Raw genomic sequence first — 12,714 nt, 5'->3', positions numbered from 1 at the left:
GTTAGGCGACTTCACGCCCGGTCTCGTTGGCGGACTGGGTGACCCACTCCTCCAGTGCCGACTCGGGATCGAGGTCACCGTAGACGACGTCCTGCAGGAGCGGGTTGAGCAGGTTCATGATCTTCGGCGAGTCGAGCGTGTAGCGGTACGGCGGAATGTCGTCGGCGATGTCGGTCCACAGCGAACCGAGCGCCTGCCCGCCGAAGAACTCGCGGGGGTTCTCGAAGGCCTCGTCGTCCCACGCGGGCATGTACGCGCTGATGTTGCCCTCTTCGGCGAAGAGGTTCGCCATCTCCTCGACGTTGGTCGTCGTGTTGACGACGAAGTCGAAGGCCCGGCGTGCCGTGGCCTCGTCGTTCTGGGCCGGGAAGCAGACGCCGGAGCCGCCGATGTTGCTCGCACGGGTGCCGCCCGACTCCAGGGCCGGGATCTTCATGCCCCGCCAGTCGCCCGCCGCCTCGTCCATCGAGGACATCAGCGTCCCGCTGAACCACGCCCCCGAGAGGTAGGCCGTGATGGTCCCCTCGTTGAAGCCGGCGAACCACTGCTGGCTCCAGCTCGCGGTGTCGTCCGTGATGCCGGCGTCGGCAAGCTCCTGGAGCTGGGCCATCGCCTGTACCGCTTTGTCGTTGTCGAACGCGAGTCGTCCTTCCTCGTCGAACTCGACGCCGCCGAGCTGGCGGTACATCATCCGCCAGAACACCGAGAGGCCGTTGCCCGGAAGCGACAGCAGCGACACGTCGTCCGGGAGCTTCTTGCCCTCCGCGATGAACTCGTCGTAGGTCTCGATGTCGTCGCTGAGCCCGTGCTCGTCCCAGATGTCCTTGCGGTAGAACAGCGTCGCCGGTCCGATGTCGTAGGGGACCTCGTACACTGCGTCCCCGTCGCTGACGACCTCCCAGATCCCCGACGTGAAGTCGTCGCGGATGTCGGCCTCGTCGATCCAGTCGGAGATGTCACGCAGCCCGCCGGTCTTTGCGACCTGCTTGAGCGAGGTGTACTCGACCATCGCGGCGTCGGGCGCACCAGTCCCCGAGAGCAGCCGCGTCTGGAGGTTGTCGAGCAGTTCGTCCGGACCCATGTTCGTGTGCTCGACCGTCGCGTCGGTCTCGGACTCGTAGCGCTCGATGTGTGGCCCCCACGTCTTGCTCAGCTCCCAGAAGCTGAACGAATCTGCCATGGGTACCGGTGTGGCCTCCCCGCTCTCCTCGGTGGAGCCCCCCGATTCCCCGGCGGAGCCGTCGCCGCTCTCGCCCGACCCCTCGCCGTCGGAGCCGCTTTGGCTGATACAGCCGGCCATACTTGCGACACTGAGCGTGCCGAGCGCCTTCAGTAGCTGTCGCCGATCGCTGCTCGCATTCTGGTCTGTCATTGCGGACGTGGGAATAACTATGACGTTTATACATATAGTTTTCGGATGGCACACCCCCGCCAGGTTTCGACAATAGGTTTATTGTCCGTCTGGAGTGAGTTCGAACCGAATGAGCCGAAGTCCTCAGGCGCTCGCGGCTGCAGTGTCCGAACCGGCGCTTCCCGACCGCTACTTCGACCGGCCAGAGCGAAGCCAGGAACAGCTAGAACAGGCGTTGACCGCCGCGATCGAGCGGATCGGCGAGAACCTCGATCGGTACTACGACCGGTTCCCGACGGCTTCGAGCGACGACCTCGTCTACGGGTCGACCGGCAACACCGACGGGTGGACGACCGCCTTCTGGACCGGACTCTGCTGGCTCGCCTACGACGTGACCGGCCAGCAGCGGTTCAGAGACGCCGCCGAGGCACAACTGGAGACGTTCGCGCACCGCCTCGACGACGGCCTCGTCGAGACGCACGATCTGGGCTTTCTGTACACGCTGTCGGCAGTCGCCGGCTACCGGCTGACCGACGAGGAGCGGTATCGATCGATCGCGCTCCGCGGGGCCGATCTGCTCACCGACCGCTACTGGCAGACGCCCGGCCTCCTCCAGGCGTGGGGGAGTATGGACGACGAAGACGACGAGAACCGCGGGCGGATGATCGTCGACACGATGATGAACCTCCCGCTGCTGTTCTGGGCCAGCGAGGTCACGGACGACCCGCGATACCGAGCTATCGCGGCGTCTCACGCCCGCACGAACGCCGCCCACGTCGTCCGCCCGGACGCCTCGACGTTTCATACGTTCCGGTGTGACGTCGAGGACGGGACGGCTCTGGGTGGTGAGACGGCCCAGGGGTACGACGACGACTCCTGCTGGTCGCGGGGCCAGACGTGGGCGATCTACGGCTACGCGGTCGCCGCCGACTATCTCGACACCGGTGCCTACGCGGGGCTCTCGGCCAAGGTCGCGAACTACTACCTCTCACACGTCGAGGACGACCACGTCCCGCTGTGGGACTTCGACGCCCCGACGGACCCGGCGATCCGCGACAGCTCGGCCGCCGCCGTCGCCGCTTGCGGGCTGGACGAACTCTCCCGACAGCTCCCCAGTGGCGACGAGCGCGTCCCGGCCTACCGCAACGCCTCGCTGGCGACGCTGGCCAGTCTCACCGAGCACTACACCGCGGGCGAGGCGTCCAACGGGCTGTTGACCGACGGAGCGTACCACCCGTCGGACGGCGACTACGGCGAGTGTTGCATCTGGGGAGACTACTTCTACGTCGAGGCGCTCGTCCGGGCGACCGAACACTACGACCGGTTCTGGTAACCGCCGACCGCTCTCTCGGTGCCGTGGCCGCGGCGAGTGGCCGAAATCACGACGCTTCGACGTTCGCGAGCTGTGCCGCGCCGACGAGCCCCGCCGCCGACAGGAGCACGAGACCGAGCATGCCGAACGCGACCGTCCAGCCCAGGCGGTCTGCGACGCCGCCCGTGACGACGCTCCCGAGCGACCCGAGCAGGACGTACACGGTCCGCACGAGTCCGAAGCCGGTGCCTCGCTCCGCGCGGCCGAGCTGGTCGAGAAAGAGCGCCTGGATCGGCGTGCTCCAGCTCATCGCGTACCCGGCCAGCGTGACACCGACGACGACCGGCACCAGGCCCGTGGCACCGACCAGCAGGGCGTACCCGACGACGCCACTCGCCAGCGCCAGCATCGTCGCTCGGGCGCGACCGACGGCGTCCGACAGCCAGCCGGTCGCCGGCTGGGCGACCGCCAGGACGACGAAGTAAAGCGAGAACAGCACGCTCGCTCGCTGGAGGGACAACCCCTGTGCCGCCACCAGAAAGGTCGGGAGGAACGACGTGGCCGCCATCCCGACGAACTCCGCGAGCACGGCCACTGCCGTCCCGTAGGCCAGCACCGGCCGGGAGAGGATGTCGCGGAACAAGCCCGCGTCGAACTGCTGACGGACGCTCACGTCCGGTCGACGCGGTGGCGTGGGTCGGACGGTCACCCAGAACAGGAGCAGTATCGGCGCGGCGACGGCCCCGACCAGTAACCCGGACCGCCAGCCGAACCGGACGGTCACGGCCGCGACCGAGATCGGGGCCAGCAGGCCGGCCGCCTGTCCGCCGATCCGATGGACGCCGATCGCTCGACCGACGCCGTCGAACTCCCGTGTGAGGAGCGTCGTCCCGGCGTTGTAGTACAGCCCGACGCCCGCACCCAGGGCGACGACGACGAGGACGAACAGCGGGAAGGTCGCCACGACGGCCAGCAGGACGCTGCCGACGGCCGCCGTCGCGAGCGAGACCAGCACGACCGGGCGCTCGCCGAACCGGTCACCGAAGACACCGGCGGGGTACTGCACGAGCGCGTACGCGGCCCACATGCCCGTCAGCGCCGCACCGATCGCCCCCTTCGACACTTCGAACGCCCCGGTGATCTCGGGAACGAGCGGACTGATGACGAGCTGGCCGACGCGACTCCCGAAGAAAGCGAGCACGCAACTCGCGAGGACGACGTGGCGATAGCCCCGCTCCATCTATGTCAGGTAGAACGGCTGGGTCCAGGCCGCGTCGTCGCCCCGGCCACGACACTCCACTCGCACGTAGCTGTGTTCCCGTCCGTAGACCAGATCCTCTGGCAGGTGGAACCGGACCGTCTCGCCCGCTCTCGTCTGCTGGATCCGCCCCCAGTCGCTCACCAGACGGGCCGTCACGGGCTCGCTGGTGGCGAGTTCGACGGTCCCGTCCTCGACCGCGATTCGCTCGATATCGACGCCGGTCGAGACGTACGTCTGTCCGGCAGCGAGGGCTTCGAGCACTGCCGCGGGTGTTCGCTCGGCCACCTGTACGACCGTCCAGGCGTTCCCCACGTCGACCGCGTCGTGGGTGTCGTCCGTTCCGAAGCCCCAGACGCGCCGCCCGGCCGACAGGAGCTGGTCCCACCGATCGGTCGCCAGTGGTGTGCCCGGACACCGCTCGATGTTGCCGTTGTAGATCTCGATGCCGTGATAGCCGGTCAGCTCCGACAGTCGGCTCTGGGGCCAGTGGTCGAAGTCGGCCTCCCAGTTGGGGTGTGCGGGGATCGCCATCGCCCCCTGTTCTCGGATGTCGTCGACGACGGCCTGGCGGTCTGCCCGCGGCTCGACGACCGCCGTCGCTCCGACGTGTACCACGTGAGCGCCGTTCGCCGTCACTTCGACGGCCGGCAACAGCGTCAGCGACGTGTCCGCCCGATACCGGTCGGGATCGACCAGCAGGTCGTGGTCCGAGATCGCGAGGAAGTCGTGTCCGATCGACTCGTAGGCGTCGAGTACTTCCTCAACGGTGTCCGCGCCGTCGGTCTCGGTCGTGTGGGTGTGGAGGTTCCCTCGCAGCCAACGCCCGTCGCCGGTGTATGGGTGTTCGATCTGCATACTGTGGCCGCACTAATCGGACTGAGTTAAAGCTACTGCCACTTTGACCGCTCTCGAACACACACTCTTTTGGGTCGGAGCACGCACGGTGAGCCATGATCGAGAACCGAGCGACACTGGAGCGCAGTCAGACCCACGCCCTCGCACTCGACTGTCTCGAACGCGCCGTCGCCGCCGCGGCACCCGAAGCGGCGATCCGGTCGAACGTCACCGTCTCGGACGGGACGCTGTCGATCGCCGACACCGAGTACGACCTCACCGCGTACCGCGACGTGGTCGTCGTCGGGGGCGGGAAAGCCGCCAGCGGCGTCGTCACTGCGCTGGAATCGATCCTCGGCGACCACGTTACCGACGGACTGGTCGTGACCAAACACCCGACCGAGAGCGACCGCGTCCGGTGTGTCACCGGCGACCACCCCCTCCCGTCCGAGCGCAACGTCCAGGCCACGGCCGAACTGCTGGCACTGGTGGCCGAGGCCGACGCCGAGACGCTCGTGGTCCCGGTCGTCACTGGCGGGACGAGCGCACTCCTGACGGCTCCGGCCGGCGACCTCTCGCTGACGGAGCTCCGCGAGACGACGGCGCTGCTGCTCGACAGCGGCGCGCCCATCGACGAGATCAACGCGGTCCGCAAACACCTCTCGGAGAGCAAGGGGGGCCGCCTCGCAGCGGCGGCCGCACCGGCCACCGTCGCAACGCTCGTCCTCTCTGACGTCGTCGGCAACGACCTGTCGGCCATCGGCAGTGGGCCGACCGTTCCGGACGAGACGACGTACGGCGACGCGCTGGCCGTGCTCGAACGGCACGACGTTACGCCGCCGGAGGCCGTCGCCGCGCACCTCGCGGCCGGGGACGCGGGTCGGCGACCGGAAACGCCGACCACCGCTGGGCTGTCGGCCGAGCGCGTCCGGACACACCTGGTCGGAGACAACGCACTGGCGCTCGACGCGGCCCGCGATGTCGCACGCGAGGCGGGGTACACGCCGCTCGTGGTGACTTCGCGCCTGCGCGGCGAGGCCCGCGAGGCCGGCACGACCCTGCTGGCCGTCGCCGAGGAGATCGCCGCCACGGGCGACCCGGTCGAACCGCCGGCAGTCGTGCTGGCTGGCGGGGAGTGTACCGTCTCGATCACCGGCGAGGGCGGGACCGGTGGTCCCAACCAGGAACTCGCACTGTCGGCCGGCATCGAGCTGAGCGGCGAGACGGTCGTCGCCGCCGTCGACAGCGACGGCGAGGACGGGAGTTCGGCGGTCGCTGGCGCGCTCGTCGACGCCGAGACGGTCACGGACCGGGCGGCCGCCCGCGAGGCGCTCGCGGCCAACGACGCGGGACGGTTCCTGAGCGAGGCGGACGCGACGATCCGGACCGGCCCCACGGGAACGAACGTCAACGACGTCGTGGTCCTCGTGGTTCCCGACCGCGCCTGATACTGTTGGCTGTCAGTTCGTGACGAGAGTCGCCGCCGCGGTCGCGACCGCAGCTATCGGCCGACGACCGGATTCCGAAGCGTTCCGATACCTTCGATCTCTGCCTCGACCGTCTGGCCCGGTTCCAGCACCTCGACCGGATCGCGGAAGATGCCGACGCCGCCGGGCGTCCCCGTCGAGATCACGTCGCCGGGTCGCAGCGTCATGGCCTCGCTGATGTAAGCGACGAGTTCGCCCACGTCGAAGATGAACTGCTCGGTGTTCGAGGACTGCTTTCTCTCGCCGTCGACGCGCAACTCCACGTCGAGGGCGTTCGGGTCGATGTCGTCGCCGGTGACCAGTCGCGGCCCCATCGGCGCGAACGTGTCGTAGCTCTTGCCCCGGAAGAACTGCCCGTCTTCGTTCTGGGCCGTTCGCTCGCTCACGTCGTTGAGCACGGTGTAGCCGGCGATGTGGTCGTAGGCGTCGGCCTCGTCGACCGAGGAGATCGTGTCGCCGACGACGACGGCCAGTTCGACCTCGTAGTCGACCTGGGCTGGCCCCTCGGGATCGGGGTGGACGATCGGGTCTGCCGGGTTGGTGACGGCGGTCGGGGCCTTCCCGAACAGCATCGGGCTGTCCGGCACGGTCTCGTCTTGCTCCTGGGCGTGATCGTGGTAGTTGAGGCCACAGCAGACGATCTTTCCCGGCTGTGGCACCGGCGCGAGCAGCGACACCGCCGTGGGGTCGATCTGCGTCGACGCCCCGTTCTCGATGCGGGCCGCGACGTGTGATCGGTAGCTGGGGTTCGCGAGGTCGTTCAGTGACGGCTCTCCCCAGGGGAGATCCGACAGTGCGTGAATCGTCTGTTCGCGTTCCAGACCCCACGCTGGGGTCGTTCCGTCGGTGTATCGAACGAAGCGCATCAGTTCGATAGGCGGCAGTTCGACCCTTAAATCTTGAGATCTGTCGACACCTACCGACCGGCGGTATCAGCCACGTTTATGACGCGCTCGCCACACAGTGAGCGCATGGAGCGAAACCAAAGCGCCAGCGAACTCTCCGTGCCGGAGGCGACGATCGTCGACGCGTGTGGCGACCTCGACCTCCCGAAACTCGGTGTCGTCGAACAGGTCTGGGAGACCGATCCGATCCCCGCCGCAGCCATCGACGCTCACGTCGAGCGCGCCGTCGACGACCTCGAACTCGACGACGTGCCTGCGGACGGCGAGATCGCACTCGGCGTCGGGAGCCGGGGCATCGCGAACGTCCCCGCGATCGTCGCAGCGGCCGTCTCGGCCCTCGAAGACAGGGGGTACGACCCGTTCGTCTTCCCGGCGATGGGGAGCCACGGCGGCGCGACCGGCGAGGGACAGGCCGAGATGCTCGCGGAACTGGGCGTCACGGAGTCGGCCATCGGCTGTGAGATCCGGTCCAGCATGGACGTGGTCGAGGTGGGCCGAACGCCCGAGCGGGACGTGCCGGTCGTCGCCGACGCCCACGCCGCCGGGGCCGACGCCATCGTCCCGATCAACCGCGTCAAGCCCCACACCGACTTCGACGGGGCCGTCGAGAGCGGGCTCTCGAAGATGCTCGTCATCGGGATGGGCAAGCAACGCGGCGCGAAGATCGCCCACGAGTGGGCCGTCGACTGGTCGTTCCGGAACATGATCCCGGAGATCGCCGGACAACTGCTCGACGCGTTGCCGGTCGTGGGCGGGATCGCCCTGCTGGAAGACCAGCACGACGAGACGACGCTGATCGAGGGTGTCCCGCCGAGTGGCTTCCTCGACCGCGAGCGGGAACTGCTCGAACGGGCATACGACATCATGCCGACGCTGCCCTTCTCGGAGCTCGACGTCGTCGTGTTCGACGAACAGGGCAAGGACGTGAGCGGCCAGGGCCTCGACACGAACGTCATCGGTCGACGGACCTTCGCGATCAACGAGCCGGCTCCCGAGGAGCCGACGATCAAGCGCATCTACACCCGCGGGCTGACGACGGCGACCCACGGCAACGCGATGGGCGTCGGCTCGGCGGACCTGATCCACGAGGACGTGGTCGCCGAGCTGGACGCCGAGACGACCCTGATCAACGCGCTCACCGCCAGCACCGTCCGCGGCGTCCGTCTCCCGCCGGTCGTCGAGAGCGACAGGGCCGGTCTCGTCGCGGCGCTGTCGACCATCGGCGTCGTCGATCCCGAGACCGTTCGCGTGGTCCGGGCGCGTGACACCATGCACCTCGCTCGCTTCTTCGCCTCCGAGGCGCTGATCGAGGAAGCACGCCAGCGCGAGGACCTCCGGGTCGTCGAGGAAGCGACGCCGATCGAGTTCGACGACGGCACGTTCAGCGCCTCGCTGGCGGACTGACGATCGCTGCTACTGCTGTTCGAGGCTGACTGTCTGTCTCGTTTCTCCCTCGCCGTCGCCAATGGTGGCCCCCGACCAGGTCCACTCGACGGTCGGCGGTTCGGTCCACGCCGTCGGGCTGGCTGTTCCAGGCACGCCGAGGACGGCCGTCGCGAACCGGTAACTGCCGGGCTCGAAGGAGCGAGACAGGACCGGGACCGCGGTGCGTGGGTGCTGGACGTTCGTGTTCGGGACCGGTGTCGTCACCGCCGGCTCACAGCGGTCCCCGCCGCCGACGGCCCGGAGGCCGCTGAAGTCCTCGAACGACACCGCCGCCATCTGTCCCTCGGTCGTCTCTCGCACGTCGTCGGCGTACCGTTCCTCGGTCGTCGGCAGCGCGAAGCCGCCTTCCGCGGTCTCGATCGCCCGCGCGGCTTCGAGCTGGTGGATTCGGACGTGCCACGGCCCGACCGGGAGCACCTTCGTCCTGATCGTTACGTCGTCGAAGGGGTCCCACGTCGACGCTGCGACGCCGTCGTCGACGCTGCCGTCGAGGGCCGCTGTCCGTCCGCGGAAGTGCTCGCCGTCCGTACTGACCACGAGCGTGCTGTCGATGCCACAGGCGTCGAGCCCGGCGATCCCGTCGTCGACGCCGAACCCGAAGTGACTGGAGTAGGCGAACTTGTCGTACTTGTTCCGGTAGCGGGGCGCGGCGGTGCCGCCGGTGAACGCGACGACGTGGTCCGGCTCGCGCCGGACGAGCAGGTCCGCCGCCTCGATCGGTCGCTGCCGGTCGAGTTCGGGTAGGGGCCGCTCGTCGGCCGTCCAGAAGGGGTGGTCCGCGTCGACGATCAGGGGCAGGAACGCTCGAAACGCCCAGTACGGCGAGGACGGGGAGTTGTACCGCTCGGTCATCTTCTGTGAGGGGTACCGGTAGCCGACGGTCAGCGTCCCGTCGGCGGCGAAGATCGGCTGGTCGAACCACCACCGGAGGTTCCGGAGCCACAGCCCCCTGATCTCGCCCCACGGGAGGTCGGCGTCTCGACCGACGAGTGCGAGCGCGCCCCAGAACGCGGCCTGAGCGAATCGGTAGGTGAGGCTCCGGCCGTAGGGGACCGCGCGCCCGCTTGGCTCGAACAGGTGGCGGTACTCGCTGGCGAACTCGATGGCCCGCCGTCTGAACCGGGCCGCGCGCTCGGGGTCGTCCTCGGCCAGCCAGGCGTAGAGGAGCCCCTCGACGTGCATCGTCCACGCACAGTAGTAGTCGACCGGGGCGTCCGGACCGTCGGCGTACCAGCCGTCGTCGAGCGCGAAGGTTTCGAGGCGGTCCAGGTCGGTCGCGACCTGCTGGCGGTCGAACGGGGCACCGACCGACGACAGCCCGACGTTGGCCAGCACCCGGAAGAACCGCCAGTTGTTGTCCGGGATCCACTCGCCGTTTGCCGCCGTCAGCCACGTCTGCACTCGCTCGCGTTCGGCCTCGTCGAGTGGCTCCCAGAGTTGCTCCGGGACGAGCCCGAGTGCCATCCCCAGACAGGAGCCCTCGACGACCTTCTGTCGTCCGTCAGCGATCGTGCCCCAGTACTCCGGGTGCTCCGGGTCCGTTCCGTTGACCAGTCCCGCCCGATACCGCTCCCACCCGTCGAACTCGCCGCCGCCGGCCGCGAGCGTGGCGATACCCCACAGCGAGCGAGCGTACCCCTCGATCCCCGCTTCGTGGTTCGGGAACGACGCGCCGGCCGCGCCGACGCGAACGAGCGCCCCGCCGGGACTGTGGTGTGGTTCCAGCGGTGCGACGAGCTGTCGCACCGCGCGCTGTACGTCCGACCGCGTCTCCAGTGGGTTCTCCGTGACTGGATTTCCCATACCACCCCAACCGCGCTGTGGACAATGTATGTTGTGGCTCGTCGCCCACACGTCGCAGTTCGAGGCGATGCCCGACACTGTTGGCCGTCCGTGGCCGATTTCGCCGTACGCGAGGTGGCGAATATCGTCACGAAGTGACAGCCAACAGTACGGCCTCCGTGCCTTCGCTCGGTGTGGAACTCAAGGATTTATAAATAGCGCTGTCGAAAGAGGTTCGCATGGGTCAGTCGAGCAGTGGCTCCAGCCATCCGGCTTGACTCGACGACGCAGAACCACAGACCACTATGAGCTACAACGCAGCGATCATCGGAACGGGCGGTATCGCCGGCATGGGCATCCTCGGGATGCACGACGAGGAGGCCATCGGAAACGAAAAGATCGACGCCAGCCACGCTGGCGGCTACGCCAGCACCTCGGAGATCGAACTCGTCGCCGTCGCCGACGTCGACAGCGAGAAACTCGACACGTTCGGCGACGCGTGGGACATCCCCGACAGTGGCCGCTATCTGGACCACGAGACGATGCTCGCGAGCGAAGACCTCGACGTGGTCTCGATCTGTACGCCGTCGTATCTCCACGACGGCCACGCGATCGACGCCGCGCGATCGTCCGCGGACCCGGACGTGATCTGGTGTGAGAAGCCGATCGCCTCCGACGTGTCTCGGGCCCAGGAGATGGTCGACACCTGCGAGGAGACGGGAACGGAACTGGTCGTCAACCACTCGTTCCGGTTCACCGAGAAGCTCCAGCGGCTCCGCTATCTCATCCAGCACGAGAACATTCTGGGCGACGTCCGGTCGGTCAGCACCCAGTACCGCATGGAGCTGATGCGCAACTCGACACACGTCCTCGACACGCTCGTCTTCCTGCTCGATACGGTGCCACGGGAGGTCAACGGCTACATCACCGGCGAAAACGAGGCTGTCGACTCGCTCGACGTCGACGAGACGGTCGACGACGCCGGTGGCGGCGGCTACGTGGTCATGGAGGACGGGACCTTCGTGACGGTCGACTGCACGATCCCGCGCGACATCTCCTCGATGACGCTGAACTTCGTCGGCACCGAGGGGAAACTCTATCTCAACAACGACGACGGCGAGTGGCGCTACTGGCGACTCGAAGACGGCGAACACGTCGAGACGCCACTGGACAGCATCGACGGCGAGTGGACCTGGGACGACGACTACAAGAACTCCTTCGCCAACGCCGCCGCCCACGTGCAGGACCTCCTCGCTGGCGAGTCAGAGAACTACTCGCCCGGCGCGGAGGCCGTGCGATCGCTGGAGATGATCGTCGGCTTCTACGTCTCACACTACACCGGGGGCGTCGTCGACGTTCCCCTCGACCGTCCGCTGCGTGACGTGACGATCACGTCCTGGTGAGACTGTCCGCGGTCACTGCTTCGAGATCGAGGTCGCGAACGACTGGACGGTCGCCGGTCTCAGAGCCACGGCGCGCCGTCGCGCTCGACGAACCGCTCGGTCCGGTCGATCGCCTCGATCGCCTCGATGTCTTCCTCGTCGAGTTCGAGTTCGCGTGACGCGAGGTTGTCGCGGATGTGCGCTTCGCTCGACGCCTTCGGGATCGGCGTCACCACGTCTTTGGACTGGAGCCAGGCGAGACTGACCTGTGCTTCACTGACGCCGTGTTTCTCCGCGATCGACTGGATCTCGGGCAGTTCGAAGACGTTCCCGCGTGCCAGCGGCGAGTAGGCCACGAGGTTGTAGTCGTGTTCGCGCGCGTGGGCCAGCAGTTCGTCCTGCTGGAGCAGCGGGTGCATCTCGACCTGGTGGGCAAACAGCGGGGCGGAGAGTTCTGCAAGCGCCTCGTCGAGGAGCTCGACCGAGAAGTTGCTCAGGCCGACGTGGTCGATCAGTCCCCGTTCTCGGAGTTCGTCGAACGCCGGCATCGTCTCCGCGGGATCGTAGTTGCCCACCGGCCAGTGGACGTACAGCAGGTCCAGCGAGTCGAGTCCGAGGCGGTCGAGGCTGGCCGCCAGTCCCTCGATCACTTCCTCGTGGGCGAGTCCGAACTTCTCGGCGTGGACCTTCGTCGCCACGAACACCTCCTCTCGGGGCACGTCGGCCTCGGCGATGCCCTCTCCGACGAGCGTTTCGTTGTCGTAGTACTGTGCGGTGTCGACGTGGCGGTAACCCGCTTCGAGCGCGAGCCGGACGCTCTCTCGACAGGTGTCCGGGTCGGTGTTTTGCCACGTCCCGAGTCCAATCGCTGGCATCTGACGCATATCTGGTCGATTAGGCCCCACTCATTTAGCCTCTTTGGAAGCCCGGACCGGCGGTGTCACGCTGCTGGCG

General features: G+C 67.8%; 10 protein-coding genes. 4 read left to right on the top strand and 6 right to left on the bottom strand.

Going from position 1 to position 12,714, the window contains the following annotated elements; translation table 11 throughout:
• Nucleotide 1 precedes the first annotated feature (1 nt).
• Nucleotides 2-1,372: an ABC transporter substrate-binding protein gene (locus tag AC5FRZ_RS17400; protein ID WP_493565262.1), complete on the bottom strand. Its 1,371-nt coding sequence runs from the start codon at nucleotides 1,370-1,372 to the stop codon at nucleotides 2-4.
• Between the two features lie 109 nt (nucleotides 1,373-1,481).
• Between AC5FRZ_RS17400 and AC5FRZ_RS17395 the strand changes: the two genes are divergently transcribed.
• Nucleotides 1,482-2,684 (top strand): glycoside hydrolase family 88 protein, encoded by a 1,203-nt coding sequence (locus AC5FRZ_RS17395; RefSeq protein WP_493565261.1) that lies wholly within the window; start codon nucleotides 1,482-1,484, stop codon nucleotides 2,682-2,684.
• A 46-nt stretch (nucleotides 2,685-2,730) separates the two neighbouring features.
• Here the strand turns inward: AC5FRZ_RS17395 and AC5FRZ_RS17390 are convergent, their stop codons facing one another.
• On the bottom strand, nucleotides 2,731-3,903 hold the full coding sequence (locus AC5FRZ_RS17390; protein ID WP_493565260.1) for an MFS transporter: 1,173 nt from the start codon (nucleotides 3,901-3,903) through the stop codon (nucleotides 2,731-2,733).
• Complete coding sequence (locus AC5FRZ_RS17385) at nucleotides 3,904-4,779, bottom strand: CehA/McbA family metallohydrolase (RefSeq protein ID WP_493565259.1); 876 nt, start codon at nucleotides 4,777-4,779, stop codon at nucleotides 3,904-3,906.
• Between the two features lie 95 nt (nucleotides 4,780-4,874).
• Between AC5FRZ_RS17385 and AC5FRZ_RS17380 the strand changes: the two genes are divergently transcribed.
• Nucleotides 4,875-6,206 (top strand): glycerate kinase type-2 family protein, encoded by a 1,332-nt coding sequence (locus AC5FRZ_RS17380; protein ID WP_493565258.1) that lies wholly within the window; start codon nucleotides 4,875-4,877, stop codon nucleotides 6,204-6,206.
• 53 nt (nucleotides 6,207-6,259) lie between these two features.
• Here AC5FRZ_RS17380 and AC5FRZ_RS17375 read toward each other — a convergent pair whose 3' ends face one another.
• Entirely contained in the window at nucleotides 6,260-7,111 is an 852-nt protein-coding gene (locus AC5FRZ_RS17375; protein WP_170092914.1) for a fumarylacetoacetate hydrolase family protein, read from the bottom strand.
• 105 nt (nucleotides 7,112-7,216) lie between these two features.
• On the opposite strand from AC5FRZ_RS17375, the gene AC5FRZ_RS17370 reads away from it, so the two are divergent.
• Entirely contained in the window at nucleotides 7,217-8,554 is a 1,338-nt protein-coding gene (locus AC5FRZ_RS17370) for a nickel pincer cofactor-dependent isomerase, group 22 (protein ID WP_493565257.1), read from the top strand.
• Between the two features lie 9 nt (nucleotides 8,555-8,563).
• On the opposite strand, the gene AC5FRZ_RS17365 is transcribed toward AC5FRZ_RS17370, so the two are convergent.
• Nucleotides 8,564-10,399 (bottom strand): DUF2264 domain-containing protein, encoded by a 1,836-nt coding sequence (locus tag AC5FRZ_RS17365; RefSeq protein ID WP_493565256.1) that lies wholly within the window; start codon nucleotides 10,397-10,399, stop codon nucleotides 8,564-8,566.
• 284 nt (nucleotides 10,400-10,683) lie between these two features.
• Between AC5FRZ_RS17365 and AC5FRZ_RS17360 the strand changes: the two genes are divergently transcribed.
• Nucleotides 10,684-11,781, top strand: coding sequence for a Gfo/Idh/MocA family protein (locus AC5FRZ_RS17360; RefSeq protein WP_170092911.1), 1,098 nt, complete (start codon nucleotides 10,684-10,686; stop codon nucleotides 11,779-11,781).
• A gap of 59 nt (nucleotides 11,782-11,840) precedes the next feature.
• Here the strand turns inward: AC5FRZ_RS17360 and AC5FRZ_RS17355 are convergent, their stop codons facing one another.
• Entirely contained in the window at nucleotides 11,841-12,644 is an 804-nt protein-coding gene (locus tag AC5FRZ_RS17355) for an aldo/keto reductase (RefSeq protein ID WP_493565255.1), read from the bottom strand.
• Between the last annotated feature and the right edge of the window lie 70 nt (nucleotides 12,645-12,714).

Source organism: Halomicrobium sp. HArcht1-1, from assembly GCF_058933285.1.
The sequence above is the reverse complement of the archived record's forward strand: the minus strand, read 5'-3'. Positions and strand labels throughout refer to the sequence as shown.

Coding starts and splice junctions, on each gene's coding strand:
- AC5FRZ_RS17365 (WP_493565256.1), bottom strand. CDS start 10,399: ATGGGAAATCCAGTCACGGAGAACCCACTGGAGACGCGGTCGGACGTA.
- AC5FRZ_RS17395 (WP_493565261.1), top strand. CDS start 1,482: ATGAGCCGAAGTCCTCAGGCGCTCGCGGCTGCAGTGTCCGAACCGGCG.
- AC5FRZ_RS17355 (WP_493565255.1), bottom strand. CDS start 12,644: ATGCGTCAGATGCCAGCGATTGGACTCGGGACGTGGCAAAACACCGAC.
- AC5FRZ_RS17375 (WP_170092914.1), bottom strand. CDS start 7,111: ATGCGCTTCGTTCGATACACCGACGGAACGACCCCAGCGTGGGGTCTG.
- AC5FRZ_RS17360 (WP_170092911.1), top strand. CDS start 10,684: ATGAGCTACAACGCAGCGATCATCGGAACGGGCGGTATCGCCGGCATG.
- AC5FRZ_RS17400 (WP_493565262.1), bottom strand. CDS start 1,372: ATGACAGACCAGAATGCGAGCAGCGATCGGCGACAGCTACTGAAGGCG.
- AC5FRZ_RS17370 (WP_493565257.1), top strand. CDS start 7,217: ATGGAGCGAAACCAAAGCGCCAGCGAACTCTCCGTGCCGGAGGCGACG.
- AC5FRZ_RS17380 (WP_493565258.1), top strand. CDS start 4,875: ATGATCGAGAACCGAGCGACACTGGAGCGCAGTCAGACCCACGCCCTC.
- AC5FRZ_RS17385 (WP_493565259.1), bottom strand. CDS start 4,779: ATGCAGATCGAACACCCATACACCGGCGACGGGCGTTGGCTGCGAGGG.
- AC5FRZ_RS17390 (WP_493565260.1), bottom strand. CDS start 3,903: ATGGAGCGGGGCTATCGCCACGTCGTCCTCGCGAGTTGCGTGCTCGCT.